8 protein-coding genes are annotated in these 14,298 nt (G+C 68.5%); 2 read left to right on the top strand and 6 right to left on the bottom strand.

The genetic code is table 11. The annotated features are described in order from the left end of the window. Window positions 1-56 precede the first annotated feature (56 nt). From P6144_RS16980 to P6144_RS16960, 5 genes are read right to left on the bottom strand one after another with little or no spacing between them, the layout of a single operon-like run. Entirely contained in the window at window positions 57-1,418 is a 1,362-nt protein-coding gene (locus tag P6144_RS16980; protein WP_277769000.1) for an ATP-binding protein, read from the bottom strand. After that, entirely contained in the window at window positions 1,415-2,128 is a 714-nt protein-coding gene (locus P6144_RS16975; RefSeq protein WP_277768999.1) for a response regulator transcription factor, read from the bottom strand. The genes P6144_RS16980 and P6144_RS16975 overlap by 4 nt, the downstream gene beginning before the upstream one ends. A 53-nt stretch (window positions 2,129-2,181) precedes the next feature. Beyond that, window positions 2,182-3,582 carry an efflux transporter outer membrane subunit gene (locus tag P6144_RS16970; RefSeq protein ID WP_277768998.1) on the bottom strand — a complete coding sequence of 467 codons (1,401 nt, stop codon included), beginning with the start codon at window positions 3,580-3,582 and terminating at the stop codon, window positions 2,182-2,184. Continuing rightward, a complete protein-coding gene (locus P6144_RS16965) occupies window positions 3,579-6,707 on the bottom strand; it encodes an efflux RND transporter permease subunit (RefSeq protein WP_277768997.1) in 3,129 nt (1,042 codons plus the stop codon). Before P6144_RS16965 ends, P6144_RS16970 begins: the two co-directional genes overlap by 4 nt. 1 nt (window position 6,708) lies before the next feature. Next, window positions 6,709-7,755 carry an efflux RND transporter periplasmic adaptor subunit gene (locus P6144_RS16960; RefSeq protein WP_277768996.1) on the bottom strand — a complete coding sequence of 349 codons (1,047 nt, stop codon included), beginning with the start codon at window positions 7,753-7,755 and terminating at the stop codon, window positions 6,709-6,711. Window positions 7,756-8,022: 267 nt separating this feature from the next. Between P6144_RS16960 and P6144_RS16955 the strand changes: the two genes are divergently transcribed. After that, window positions 8,023-10,383, top strand: coding sequence for a TIM-barrel domain-containing protein (locus tag P6144_RS16955; protein ID WP_277768995.1), 2,361 nt, complete (start codon window positions 8,023-8,025; stop codon window positions 10,381-10,383). Between the two features lie 126 nt (window positions 10,384-10,509). Continuing rightward, a complete protein-coding gene (locus tag P6144_RS16950) occupies window positions 10,510-11,859 on the top strand; it encodes a glycoside-pentoside-hexuronide (GPH):cation symporter (RefSeq protein ID WP_277768994.1) in 1,350 nt (449 codons plus the stop codon). Between the two features lie 138 nt (window positions 11,860-11,997). Here the strand turns inward: P6144_RS16950 and P6144_RS16945 are convergent, their stop codons facing one another. Beyond that, window positions 11,998-14,283 carry a glycoside hydrolase family 3 N-terminal domain-containing protein gene (locus P6144_RS16945; RefSeq protein WP_277768993.1) on the bottom strand — a complete coding sequence of 762 codons (2,286 nt, stop codon included), beginning with the start codon at window positions 14,281-14,283 and terminating at the stop codon, window positions 11,998-12,000. Between the last annotated feature and the right edge of the window lie 15 nt (window positions 14,284-14,298).

Genomic DNA, 14,298 nt, shown 5'->3' with positions numbered 1-14,298 from the left:
TATTTGCCCCCGACACCAGCCGCGTCGAAGCAGCGCGTTTTCGAGAGCGGGCGGCGCTACCGCGTGAGCCGCAACTCGACGAGCAATCCGCCCTCGGGGTGGTTGCGGATCGTCAGCTCGCCGTCGGTTGCCCGCGCCTGGGCCTGCGCGATCGTCAGGCCGATGCCCGTCCCCAGCGTGCCTTCCTGCCCCTGCCCGCGGACAAAGGGCTCGAACGCGTGCGCAATCAGCGCCTCGGGCATGCCCGGGCCGTGATCGCGGACGCTGACGATCGTCGCGCCATCGTCGCGGCGGCACGCAACTTCCGCGCCGCCGGCATAGCGGATCGCATTGTCGATGACGTTGCCCAGGCAGCGCGACAGCGCATCGGGCCTGCCCTGCACGCGCGCGCCGCACCCCCCGGCGAAGCGCACGGCATGGCCGAACTCGGCGGCATCCTCGACCATTGCCGCCAGCATCGAATCGAGATCGATCACCGACCATTGCTCGGCACTCTCGCTGGCCCGCGCGAGATCGAGCCCGCGCCGGACCATCGCCAGCGTCGCCGACAGGTCGGTCACCAGCCGCTCGCGCAGCGCATCGTCCTCGACCTGCTCGAGCCGCAGCCGCAGCCGGGTGAGCGGCGTCTGGAGATCGTGGCTGATCGCGGCGAGCAGGCGCGTCCGTTCGCGCAGCCCTTCGCGCACCCGGTCCTGCATCGTGTTGAAGGTCGCCAGCGCCTGTCGCACGTCCTCCGGGCCGCTCTCCGCCACCGGATCGGCATCGATCGACCGGGCAAAGGCGCGCGATGCCGCCGCGAGCCGCCGGATCGGCGCGGTAGCCAGGCTGGCGACAAGGATCGACAGCAAGGTGCTGGCCGCGATGATGAGCACCAGGAACAGCGGCTGGGTTATCGGGCTGGGCGGACGGGCAAGCCGCGGCAGGTCGATGGTGATCCGCAGCGTCTCGCCCTGCCCCGTCGCGGTCATCAGCCAGCATTCGGGAGTGATGGGGAACTTGAACCCGGCGACGCGCGGCCGCTTCCAGAACGGGTCGTTCGACATGCACACCGCCGGCGTGACATCGAGCACGGCGATTTGGAGGTTCGCTGGGGCACGCGCCCGCACCATCTCGGTCAATGTCGCGTCGGGCGAAGCCGGGAAGGCCAGACCCGCCGGTAGCAGCTTGACGCCCACCAGCCCGCGCGCCTCGAGCAGCGCGATCGTGCCCGCCCGGTCCCGCGCGAGCCGGTTGGCGACGTCCGCCGCGCTCAGCACCACCTGCTCGCTGCGCCAGCGCTGATAATCCGCCTGGCGCACCTGATCGGCGACGAACAGCGCGCCGATCGCCGCGCAGGAAATGCCGATGGCCAAGATCAGCGCGATCCGCCCGGCCAGCGAAGTCGCGAAGCGCCGCAGCCCGAGCAGGAGCCGCTTCATTCGAAGGTCACATCGGCAGCGAGCAGATAGCCCTGGTTGCGCACGGTGAGGATCAGGTCGTCGCCTGCCGCGGCGAGCTTATGCCGCAACCGGCTGATCTGGTTGTCGATCGTCCGGTCGAACGCGGCGGTGGCGGCGCGGCTGGGCAGCAGGACCTCGCGCGAGAGCGGCTGGTGCGGTGCCTCGACGAAACGATTGAGGATGTCGAACTCGGTCGACGACAGCATGACCAGGCTGTCGTCCGGCGCGATCAGCCGGCGCTTGACCAGATCGAGCCGCCAGCGGCCGAACCGCGCGATCTGCATGCCCCCCGGCCGCGCTGCGGGCGGACGCCGGCGCAGCAGGTTGCGCACGCGGGCGCTGAGCTCGCGCGGCTCGAACGGCTTGGTCAGGTAATCATCGGCACCCAGTTCGAGGCCCAGCACCCGGTCAATCGCGCTGTCGCGCGCAGTGACCATGATGATCGCGCCGTCATGCCCTTCCGCACGCAGCTGGCGGCAGAGCGCCAGCCCGTCGCCGTCGGGCAGGCCCAGATCGAGCACGATCAGGTCGATCGGCCCAGCGGCGAGCGCGGCACGCACGCCCGCCACGTCCTTGGCCGCCTGCAGCGCATAGCCCTCGCGGGCGAGCTGCTCGATCACCAGTTCGCGGATGTCCGGATCGTCATCGACGACCAGCAGCCGCGGCACATGCCCCAAATCGTCGACCAAGCCTTCCTCCGCCATCGGCTATAGCGCCTCGACGGTCAGGGCCAAAGGGGGGCTCACAGCGAGGCGTCCGATCCGATCGCCTGGTAGAGGGTGATCCGGTTCGAGATGTCGGTGAGCATCAGGCTCACCGCGCCCTGCCGTGCCGAATAGAGCGTACGCTGCGCGACGAGCGCGGTCAGGAAATTGTCGATGCCCTGCTTGTAGCGCGCATCGGCAACGGTCCAGCTCTTGTCCGCGGCGGCGACGAGATCGTCCTGCGCCGCGCGCTGGCGAACGATGGTGCCGCGCCGGGCCAGGCCATCGGCGACTTCCTTGTACGCGGTCTGCGCAGTCTTGCGGTAAGTGGCGAGATAATAGCTCGCCTGCGCCTTGGCATATTCGAGGTTGCCGCGATTGGCGCCGCCCAGGATCGGCAGGCTGACCGACGGGCTGGCCGACCAGGTCGTCGTCGATCCGCTGAACAGGCTGGAGAGCGCATTGCTCGCCACGCCGACCAGGCTGGTGAGCGAGATCGTCGGGAAGAAGGCCGCGCGCGCCGCGCCGATATTGGCGTTGGCGCCCTTGAGCTGATGCTCGGCCTCGACCACGTCGGGCCGGTCGAGCAGCACCGTCGAGGACAGGCCGGCGGGGACATTGGCGACGCTGGCGTCGAGCGCGGCCAATCCGCTCGGCAGCAGCGCATCGTCGATCTTGCCGCCCGCGAGCAGCTCGAGCGCGTTGCGGTCCTGCGCGACCTGGCTGGTATAGGATTCGACGTCGGCCTTGGCCTGGGCAAGGATCGTCTGCGCGTCGGCGACATCGCTGCCGCTGACCAGCCCGACATCGTGCAGCTTGTTGGTCAGCCGCACCGTCTCTTCGCCGCTGGCCACCTGCTGCCGGGCGATCGCCAGCAGATCCTGATCGGCGGCAAGCGTCGCATAGGCGGTGGCCGTCTCGGCAACGATCGTGAAGCGCGTCGATCGCGTGCCCGAATCGCTGGCGAGATATTGTTCGAGCGCCTGGCGCGACAGGTTCTTGAGCCGGCCGAACAGATCGATCTCGAAGCCGCTGACGCCGATGTTGCCGGTGAACTGCGTCGTGTCACCGGTCGTGGCGGTCTGCGGGCCGGTCAGCGTGCGCTGGACGGTAGCCCCCGCGCTCGCCGCGAGCGTGGGCAGCTGGTTCGAGCGCTGGGTGCGATATTGCGCGCGCGCCATCTCGGCATTGGCGACGGCGGCGGCCAGGTCCTGGTTGCGGGCCAGCGCCTGCTCGATCACCTGGCGCAGCTTGTCGTCGCCGACCAGGCTGCGCCACGGCATGCCGGCGGCGCCCTCCTGTGCCGGCGCATAGGCTGCGCCCTGCGGCCATTCGGGCGGCACGAATTCGGAGACCGAGCGCACATATTTGGGCGCCATGTTGCAGGCGGTCAGCGAAGCGGCGCCGGCCAGCAGCACCAGGGTACGAAACGGGCTCACGATTGTGCCTCCTGCGCCTTGGGCGCGCGGCTGTGGAAGAGTTTGGCGATGACCACGAAGAACATAGGCACGTAGAAGATCGCCAGCGCCGTCGCGGTCAGCATGCCGCCGATCACGGCGGTGCCGATCGCGATGCGGCTGTTGGCGCCGGCACCGGTGGCGATCGCCAGCGGCAGCACGCCGAAGATGAACGCCAGGCTGGTCATCAGGATCGGGCGCAGCCGCAGTCGGGCTGCCTCCAGCGCCGATTCGACCAGGTCCTTGCCCCGGCGCCGCGCATCCTCGGCGAACTCGACGATCAGGATCGCGTTCTTCGCCGCCAGGCCGATCGTGGTGATCAGGCCGACCTGGAAATAGATGTCGTTGCTGAGGCCGCGGAAGGTGACCGCGAGCACCGCGCCGATGATGCCGAGCGGCAGCACGAGCAGCACCGCGATCGGCACCGACCAGCTTTCGTAGAGCGCAGCGAGGCAGAGGAACACGATCAGGATCGACGCACCGTAGAGCATCGGCGCCTGGCCGCTGGTCTGGTTCTCCTGATAGGACAGGCCCGACCAGGCATAGCTGGTGCCGGGTGCCACCTGCTGCTGCAGTTCGATCATACGCTGCATCGCCTCGCCCGAGCTGGTGCCGCTCGCCGCCGAACCCTGGATCTCGTAGGACGGCAGGCCGTTGAAGCGCGAGACGCTGTTCGGCCCCTTCTCCCACGACAGGGTGGCGAAGGCCGAGAAGGGCACCATCTCGCCGGTGCTCGAATTGCGCACCTGCCACTGGTTGATGTCCTCGGGCAGCATCCGGAACGGCGCATCGGCCTGCATATAGACGCGCTTCACCCGGCCGCGATCGACGAAGTCGTTGACATAGGTACCGCCCCAGGCGGTGCTCAGCGCGCTGTTCACGTCGCTCTCGCTCAGGCCCAGCACGGCGAGCTTGGCCTCGTCGAGCGTGACGTTGAGCTGCGGCGTATCGGGCAGCGTCGAGGCGCGGACGGCGGAGAGCTTCGAGTCCTGGTTCGCCGCCGCGATCAGCTTGTCGCGCAGCGCGACGAAGTCTGCCTGGGCCATGCCGCTCGAATTGAGCAGCTCGAAGGTGAAGCCGTTGGACTGGCCGAGGCCTGAGATCGCCGGCGGCGTCATCGCGAAGACCTGCGCGTCGCGGATCTTCGAGAAGGTCGCCATCGCCTTGCCGTTGATCGCACCCGCCGAATGGGCGGCGCCGCTGCGCTCATCGAACGGCTTCAGCGTGGCGAAGCCCATGCCCGCATTCTGCCCCGACCCGCCGAAGCTGAAGCCGGAGATGGTGAAGACGCTGTCGACATCGGCCTGGCCCGAATAGAAATGCTGGACCTGCTTGCGCACCTTGTCGGTCCGCTCGGCAGTGGCGCCGGCGGGCAGCGTGTACATCACCATCGACGTGCCCTGGTCTTCCTCGGGCAGGAAGCTGGTCGGCAGGCGCAGGAACAGCACCGCCATCAGCCCCGCGATCACGACGAACACGCCGAGATGCAGCACCCGGCGGCGGATCACCGAATGGGCGCCGCCCTCGTAGCGGCCGGTCGTCCGCGCGAACCAGCGATTGAACTTGCCGGCCAGCCCCTTGCGCTCGAGCGGATCGTGATGGCCCGGCTTGAGCAAAGTGGCGGTCAGTGCCGGGCTCAGCACCAGCGCGACGATTACCGACAGCACCATTGCCGAGACGATCGTCACCGAGAACTGGCGATAGATGACACCCGCCGATCCGCCGAAGAACGCCATCGGCAGGAACACCGCCGACAGGACGAGCGCGATGCCGACCAGCGCCGATCCGATCTCGCCCATCGACTTGACCGTGGCGTCGTGCGGGGAAAGCCCCTCCTCCGCCATAACGCGCTCGACATTCTCGACCACGACGATCGCATCGTCGACGAGCAGGCCGATCGCCAGCACCATCGCGAACAGCGTCAGCGTGTTGACCGAATAGCCGGCCACCGCGAGCACCCCGAAGGTGCCGAGCAGCACCACCGGCACCGCGATCGCCGGGATCAGCGTGGCGCGCCAGCTCTGCAGGAAGACGAACATCACCACGACGACGAGGATGATCGCCTCGACCAGCGTCTTGATCACTTCCTTGATCGACAGCTTGACGAAGTCGGTCGTGTCGCGCGGGAAGGCAATGGTGTAGCCCGCCGGCATGTTCTTCGAGAGTTCGGCGACACGCGCCTTGACCGCGGCCGCGGTCTTGAGCGCGTCGGCACCGGTGGCGAGCTGGATCGCGATGCCCGATGCCGGATGGCCGTTGAGCTCGGCCGAGGAGCTGTAGCTTTCCTGCCCCAGCTCGACGCGCGCGACGTCGGACAGGTGGACGACCGATCCGTCGGTCTCGGTCTTCACCACGATGTTGCGGAACTGGTCGACCGAGGTCAGCCGCGACTTGCCGCGCACCACGGCGTTGAGCATCTGGCCCTTCACTGCCGGCAGCGCGCCGATCTGGCCGGCCGAGATGTCGGTGTTCTGGGTCGTGAGCGCGCTCGAGATGTCCGACGGCATCAGCTTGCGCGCGGCAAGCTTGTTGGGATCGAGCCAGATGCGCATCGCATATTGCGCGCCGAACACTTGGGTCTGGCCGACGCCGTCGACGCGGCCCAGCGTGTCCTGGAAATTGGTGACGAGATAGTCGGCGATGTCGCTGGCGCTGCTCTTGTCGCTCTTGTCGTAGAGCGCGACGATCATCAGGAAGTCGCTGTTCGACTTGGTGACGGTCACCCCCTGCGAGGTCACCGCGGTCGGCAGGCGCGAGGTCGCCTGCTGCACCTTGTTCTGCACCTGCACCTGCGCGGTATCCGGGTCGGTGCCCTTGGCGAAGGTGGCGGTGATCGAGGCGCTGCCCGAGCTGTCGGACGAGGAGCTGAAATAGAGCAGCCCGTCGATACCGGTGAGCTGCTGCTCGATGATCTGGGTGACGCTGGTCTGCAGCGTCTCGGCCGAGGCGCCGGGATAGGTGGCGCGGATGCTGATCGTCGGCGGCGCGACGTCGGGATATTGCGCGACCGGCAGGGTGCTCAGGCCGAACACGCCCGCGAGCATGATCACGATCGCGATCACCCAGGCGAAGATCGGGCGATCGATGAAGAAGCGGCTGATCCCCATCTCAGTTGCTGCCCGCCGCGACCGGCTTCACCTGCGTGCCTGCGCGCGCCTTGTCGGTGCCTTCGACGATCAGCCGGTCGCCGGCCTTGAGGCCACCGGTAACCAGCCACTTGTCGCCGATCGCCTGCGCCACGGTGACGGTGCGCTGCTCGACCTTGTTGTCCTTGCCCACCACCAGCGCGGTGGCATTGCCCTTGGCGTCGCGGGTGATGCCCGCCTGGGGCGCCAGGATGCCGTTCTGCACCACCGCCTGCGGTGCCTTCACGCGCACGAACATGCCGGGCAGCAGGACGTTGTTGGGATTGGGGAAGCGCGCGCGCAGCGTCACCATGCCGCTGCTCTCGTCGACCGTGACTTCGCCGAACTCGATCGTGCCGGTCTGCGCATAGGTGCGGCCATTGCCGAGGATCAGCTGCACGCTGGTGCTGGCCGGCAGCATGTCGCCCTTGGCCAGGCTCTCCCGGAGTGCCAGCAGCGCGTCGCTCGATTGCTGGATGTCGACATAGATCGGGTCGAGCTGCTGGATCGTCGCCAGCGCAGTGGTCTGTGCCGCGCCGACCAGCGCGCCCTGCGTCACGCTCGAGCGGCCGATCCGGCCCGAGATCGGCGCATAGACGCGCGTGAAGCCCAGATTGACCTTCGCCGTGTCGAGCGTCGCGGCATATTGGCGCACGCTCGCCTGCCCCGCCCGCGCGGTGGCGACCGCGTCGTCGATCTCCTGCTTGCTCACCGCGTCGGCGGTGCCGAGCTGGCGGTAGCGCTCGACCTTGGCATTGGCGGTGATCACCGATGCCTGGGCGCTCGCCAGCTGCGCCGCTGCCTGGTTGCGCGCCGCCGTGTAGAGCCGCGGATCGATCTGGTAGAGCGGCTGGCCGGCGCGGACATAGGACCCCTCCTGGAACAGCCGCGCCTTGATGATGCCGTCGACCTGCGGCCGGATCTCCGCCACCGCCGTCGCCGTGGTCCGCCCGGTAAGCTCGGAGGTCATCGTCACCGGCTCGGTGCGCAGCGTGACCACGCCGACTTCGGCGGGTCCCTTCGCCGGCATCTGCTTGGCGCCCCCGCACCCGACGAGCAACAGGGCTGCAGGGAGGGCTATCGAGTTTCGCAGCGGCATGATCGGGGGCCTTTTGTGGAGGAAGGCGCCCGCCTAGCGATGCTGCACTGCCCAAAACACGCGCAGTTGGTAAGCGATTGTAACCGCGTGTAACCGCCCCGGCTGGCACAATCGCCGTTTTCGGCGCCTTCGGCCCACGCTATGGCTCGGCAGCGCTGTAATCGGTCCCAGATCCGGGCAGCGGAGAGGAGTATCCCCATGCGCATGCTGGTAGCCCTATGCCTGCTCCTGTGGACCCTGCCGGCCGTGGCGCAGACCCCGGCTTCGGGCGGCGGCGAGTTCGTCCGCGGCGCGGCGGTCCTCCGGATAACCGCGCTCACGCCCGAGATCCTCCGCGTGCAGATCGCCCCCCAGGGCCGGTTCCCCGAGGATGCCAGCTGGGCCATTCCCGCTTCCGTTCGCAGCCGGCGCGCCACCGTCACCCCGCGTACCGACGGCTTCGAGACCGCCGCGCTCGTCGTCCATGTCGATCCGGCTACGCTGCGCCTCACCGTCACCGACAGGGCCGGCAAGACCATCGCCGCCGACGCTGCCGATCCGCTCAGGCTCGAGGGCGATGCCTTCACGCTGCGCAAGGCGCTCCCGCTCGGCGAGCATTATTTCGCGCTCGGCGACAAGACCGGCCCGTTCGATCGGCGCGGCGCCAGCTACGTCAACTGGAACACCGATGCGTTCGGCTATGAAGGCACCACCGATCCCATCTACAAGTCGATCCCCTTCGCGCTGTCGGTCGGCGGCGCGGGCGGTGCCTATGGCCTGTTCCTCGACAACACCCGCCGCAGCTGGTTCGATTTCGGCCACCGGGAGGAAGGCGTGCTGGCGATCGGCGCGCCCGCCGGCCCGATCGACTATTATCTGATCGCCGGCCCCACGCCCGCCGAGGTCGTCCGTCGCTATACCGATCTCACCGGCAAGGCGCCGCTGCCGCCGCGCTGGGCGCTCGGCTATCAGCAGTCGCGCTACAGCTACATGTCCGATGCCGAAGTGCGCGACATTGCCGGCAAGGCACGGGAGAGCGGCATCCCGCTCGACGTGATCTGGCTCGATATCGATTTCCAGGACCGCAACCGCCCCTTCACCACCAATGCCGCGGCCTATCCCGATCTCAAGCGCCTCGCCGCCGACCTGCGCAGCACCGGTATCCGGCTGGTCGCGATCACCGATCTCCACATCGCCGCCGCGCCCGATCAGGGCTATGCCCCCTATGACAGCGGCAAGGCCGGCGGCCATTTCCTCACCAATCCGGACGGCAGCCTCTATGTCGCCCCCGTCTGGCCGGGCCCGGCCGTGTTCCCCGATTTCACCCGCGCCGCCACGCGTGCCTGGTGGGGCGGGCTCTACAAGGGCCTGGCGGACGGCATCGCCGGCTTCTGGAACGACATGAACGAGCCGGCGATCTTCGAGACGCCGAGCAAGACGATGCCGCTCGACATTGTCCACCGGATCGACAGCGACGATTTCGCCCCGCGCAGCGCTTCCCACGCCGAGATCCACAATGTCTATGGGATGGAGAATGCCCGGGCGACGCATGACGGGCTGCTGAAGCTCCAGCCGGACGCCCGCCCCTTCGTGATGACCCGCGCCGCCTATGCCGGCGCCCAGCGCTATGCCGTCACCTGGACGGGCGACAACAGCTCCTCGCCCGAGCATCTGCGCCTCTCGGTCCAGCAGCTGCTCAACCTGGGCCTGTCGGGCATGGCCTGGTCGGGGGCGGACGTGGGCGGGTTCGTCGGCGGCGCCAGCCCCGAGCTGCTCACCCGCTGGGTGGCGATCGGCGCGTTCACGCCGATATTCCGCGTCCATGTCACCAAGGACGGCCCACGCACCGAGCCCTGGGCCGACAGCCCCGAGCATCTCGCCATCCGCCGCAAGTTCATCGAGGCGCGCTACCGGCTGCTCCCCTATCTCTATGCGGTGGCCGAAGAGACTGCGCGCGCCGGCGATCCGGTGATGCGCCCGGTCTGGTACGACTATCCGTCCCAGCTCGCCCCGGCCTGCGACCAGTCGATGAGCTTCACGCTCGGCCGCGACCTGCTCGTCGCCGCGCCGCCGCGCTACGAGACCGGCCGCGCCTATGACGTGTGCCTGCCCTCGGCCGGCTGGTACGATTATTGGAGCGGCCTGCCGGTCGCGGAGAAGCACAAGGAGATGCCCGCGCTCGATCGCCTGCCCGTCTATGTCCGCCCGGGCACGATCCTCCCGCGCCAGCCGCTCGCCCGCAGCACGGCCGAGGTGCCGCAGGGCCCGCTCGAGCTGCACGTCTATCCCGGCCCCGATTGCCACGGCGCGCTCTATTGGGACGACGGCGCCAGCCTGCACGGCGCCACGCTGCGCCAGGAGATCACCTGCACGGTCACGCCCCAGGGCCTCACCCTCGACTTCGGCAAGCGCGCGGGCGCATACAGGCCGTGGTGGAAGGAGATCGCAGTGACGATCCATGGCTGGGACGGGGATGGCAGGGTGAAGGGTATCCGCACGACACGCGACGTCTCGGCCCGCACCCTGTCCTTCACGCTGAAAGATCAGCCAGGCGCGAAGCGGATCGAGATTGTCCGATAAGCCTTCCCGCAACCGTCACCCTGAACTTGTTTCAGGGTCCAACGCGCCACAGGGGATATCGCCGGGGGAGAGTTGGATGCTGAAACAAGTTCAGCATGACGGACCTTGCGGAAGGGCGTCGCCAGAATGATCGCCCGCCTCCGTGCCGCGCCGGCCCGCGCGCGGCTGCTGCTCTTCGCCTTCGGGGACTTCGCCTTCAATCTCTACTGGCAGAGCATCATGCTCTTCCTGCTCTTCTATTATACCGAGGCGCTGGGCCTGCCGGTGGCGACCGCGGCGGCGATCTACACGGTCGCGTCGGTGTGGGACGGGCTCGCCAATTTCATCGCCGGCGCGGTCGCGGACCGCCGCGAGCCCGGGCGCGGCTATGGCCGCTTCCTGATGCTCGGCAGCATCCCGCTCGGCCTTGCCTTCGTCCTCACCTATGCGCCGCCGCTCGCCACCGGTTGGTGGAGCATCGCGAGCATCTTTATCGGTCATCTGCTGTTCCGCACCGCCTATGCCGCGGTCAACGTGCCCTATCTCGCAATGAGCGCGCGGGTGAGCAGCGACAGCCGCGACCGGGCCTTCCTCGCCGGCATGCGCATGCTGTTCGGCACGATGGCGGCGGTGCTGGTCGCGCGCGGCACCCTGCCGCTCGGTGCCTGGCTCAGCGGCAGCCAGGTCGCTGCCCAGTCCTATCTCGGCGCGGCGATCCTGTTCGCGATCCTCGGCACCGCGATCCTGATGCTGGTCGGCGTTTCCTATCGCGAGCAGGTCGTGCCGGCGCGCGCCGTGCCGCCCTCGATCCTCGCCAGCCTGCGGAGCCTCGCCGCGAACCGCGCCTTCGTCACGCTCAACCTGGCGATGATGGCGATGATCGTCGCAGTGACGATCCTCAACAAATCGGTGCTCTACTATTTCAAATATTTCGTCGGCGACGATGTCGCGGGACAAAGCGCGCTTGCCTGGATGGGCGTCGTCGGCGCAGCGGCGGTGCCGGGCTGGATGCTGCTCCAGCGCGTCTTCGGCACGCGCGGGCTGTGGTTCTTCGCTGCGAGCGCCTGCATGGCCGGGCTGGCGCTGTTCGTCGTCGTGCATATCGACCGGGCCGGACCGATGCAGCTCTTCCTCGTCGCGATGCAGGCGCTGATCGTCGGGCTGCACTTCGCCTATTGGGCGATGCTGCCCAACACGGTGGAATATGGCGAGCAGGCGACGGGGTTGCGCGTGGAAGGCGCGGTGTTCGGCATGGCCGCGCTGCTCCAGCGCATCGCGATCGGCCTCGCCACCGCGCTGCTCGCCACCGGGTTCGACGCCGCCGGCTATGTCGCCAATGTCCGCCAGAGCGATGCCACGCTCGCCGCGATGCGCGGCACGATCGCGCTGGTGCCGCTGGCGTTCCTCGCGCTGTCGGTGGTGGGGATGTGGCTCAACCCGCTCGGCAAGGGTGCGCACGCGAAGATCGTGAAGGACCTGGAGGAGCGGGCCAATTAAATCCTCCCCCGGAGGGGGAGGGGGACCAGCAAAGCTGGTGGAGGGGGCTTGCCGCAGGCGATATCGCTCATGACATTCCCTCTCCACCACGCCCTTCGGGCGCGGTCCCCCTCTCCCTCCGGGAGAGGATTTGATGCCTCAGGCCACCAGCGTGAACTGCGCCTTCACGCCTTCGGCCTCGGCCGAGGGCGCGATCCAGACGTCGAACAGCCCCGGCTCGACGGTCGGCTTGTTCTCGCGGCCGATGAACAGCAGCTGCGCGCGGCTGAGCTTGAACGTCACCGTCTCGCTCGCCCCCGGCGCCAGCGCCAGCTTGCGGAACGCCTTGAGCTCGCGCACCGGCCGGGTCACGCTTGCCACCCGGTCGCGGATATAGAGCTGCACCACTTCCTCGATCGCGCGCGATCCCGAATTGGTGATCTTCGCCGAAACGGTGATCTCGCCGTCCCAGGCGAGCGTCGCCGGCACCGACAGGTCCGAATAGCCCACCTTGCCATAGGTCAGGCCGTGGCCGAACGGGAACAGCGCCGAGTTCGGGATGCCGCGATAATGCGCCTTGTAGGGCTGGAGCGGCCCTTCGGGATTGGGGCGGCCGGTCGGCTTATGGTTGTAATAATAGGGCTGCTGCCCCGGCGAGCGCGGGAAGCTGCACGGCAGGCGCCCGGCCGGGCTATAGTCGCCGAACAGCACGTCGGCAGTGGCGTTGCCGCCTTCCGAGCCGAGGAACCAGGTGACGAGGATCGCCGGCGCGTTCAGCACCGCGCCTTCAAGCGCCAGCGCGCGGCCGTTCTTGAGCACCACCACGATCGGCTTGCCGGTCTTGGCCACCGCTTCCGCGAGTTCCATCTGCGGCGCCGGGATCACGATCTCGGTGCGCGACTGCGCCTCGCCCGACATGTTCTCCGCCTCGCCGATCGCCAGGATCACCACATCGGCCGCGTTCGCCGCGGCCACCGCCGCCGCCACGCCGCCGGCCAGCGGCTCCTCCACGCCCGAGCCGAGCGTCACGCTCACCGCGCCCTTGTCGGCCACCGCCGCCTTCACGCCGGTCGCCAGGTCGATCGCCTGGGCATTGTCGCCATAGACCACCCAGGGCCCGTTGATGTCGTGCGGCCCCTCGGCGAACGGGCCGATCAGCGCGATCTTCTTGCCGCTCTTGGGCAGCGGCAGCAGATCGCCGTCGTTCTTGAGCAGCACGATCGACTTGCGCCCGCTCTCGCGCGACAGCGCGATTGCCGCCTTGGTACGCGAACGCGCCTTTTCGCGCTTCAGGTCGATGCGGCGGAACGGATCCTCGAACAGGCCCAGACGCGCCTTCATCGCCAGCACCTTGCGCACCGAATCGTCCAGCGTCGCCATCGGCACTTCGCCCTTGGCGACCAGATCGGGCAGGTGATCGCGGTAGAAGCCGCTGGTCATGCTCATGTCGACGCCGGCGAGGAAGGCGATCTTGGTCGCCTCGCGCGCATCGGCGGCGAAGCCATGGTCGATCATTTCCATGTCGCCGGTATAGTCCGACACCACGAAGCCTTCGAACCCCCATTCGTCGCGCAGCAGCTTGCGCATCAGCCAGTCATTGCCGGTCGAGGGCACGCCCGAGATCTCGTTGAACGAGGCCATGCCCGCCAGCGCGCCCGCGTCGAGCGTAGCCTTGAACGGCGGCAGATAGACTTCGCGCAGCGTCCGCTCGGAAATATCGACGCTGTTGTAGTCGAGCCCAGCCTCGGCAGCGCCATAGGCGGCGAAATGCTTGAAGCAGGCCAGCATCGCGTCGTTCGCCTTCAGGTCCTTGCCCTGGAAGCCGCGCACGCGCGCCGCAGCGATCAGCTCGCCGAGCAGCGTATCCTCGCCCGCGCCTTCCATCGTGCGGCCCCAGCGCTGGTCGCGGGCGATGTCGACCATCGGCGCGAAGGTCCAGTCGATGCCCGCCGCGGCGCCTTCGTACGAGGCCATGCGCGCAGTACGCTCGCACAGGTCGGGCTCGAACGACGCCGCCTCGCCCACCGGCACCGGGAAGATCGTGCGGTGGCCGTGGATCACGTCGGCGGCGAAGAGCAGCGGGATCTTGAGGCGCGACTTGGTCATCGCCACGGTTTGCATGCGGCGCGCCATCTCGGCGCCATTGCCGTTGAACACGCCGGTCAGGCGGCCCTTCTCGACGTCGGCCAGCTGCTCCTCGAAGCTCGGGCCGTTGGTCGGCGGGTTGAGCGCGGTGGCGACGCCGCCGCCCCAGGCCGCGGGCAGCAAGGTGAGCTGGCCGGCCTTTTCCTCCACCGTCATCCTGGCGATCAGCGCATCGATGAAGGCGGGCACCGGCAGGCTGCCTGCCGCCTGCAGCATCGCGCGCGCCGGGCTCGCGGCCCAGGCCGCAACCGCACCGGCTCCCAACAGCGCCGCGCGTCGCGAAATCCTGGTGTCGAACATCGTGTTTCCTCTCCT

It is taken from the genome of Sphingomonas sp. HITSZ_GF, from assembly GCF_029543155.1.
GTDB lineage: Bacteria > Pseudomonadota > Alphaproteobacteria > Sphingomonadales > Sphingomonadaceae > Sphingomonas.
This window is presented reverse-complemented; position numbering and strand designations above follow the sequence as displayed.

Excerpts from the sequence above, each read along its gene's own strand:
- P6144_RS16980 (WP_277769000.1), bottom strand. The coding sequence starts at position 1,418 with ATGAAGCGGCTCCTGCTCGGGCTGCGGCGCTTCGCGACTTCGCTGGCC.
- P6144_RS16955 (WP_277768995.1), top strand. The coding sequence starts at position 8,023 with ATGCGCATGCTGGTAGCCCTATGCCTGCTCCTGTGGACCCTGCCGGCC.
- P6144_RS16950 (WP_277768994.1), top strand. The coding sequence starts at position 10,510 with ATGATCGCCCGCCTCCGTGCCGCGCCGGCCCGCGCGCGGCTGCTGCTC.
- P6144_RS16965 (WP_277768997.1), bottom strand. The coding sequence starts at position 6,707 with ATGGGGATCAGCCGCTTCTTCATCGATCGCCCGATCTTCGCCTGGGTG.
- P6144_RS16960 (WP_277768996.1), bottom strand. The coding sequence starts at position 7,755 with ATGCCGGCGAAGGGACCCGCCGAAGTCGGCGTGGTCACGCTGCGCACC.
- P6144_RS16945 (WP_277768993.1), bottom strand. The coding sequence starts at position 14,283 with ATGTTCGACACCAGGATTTCGCGACGCGCGGCGCTGTTGGGAGCCGGT.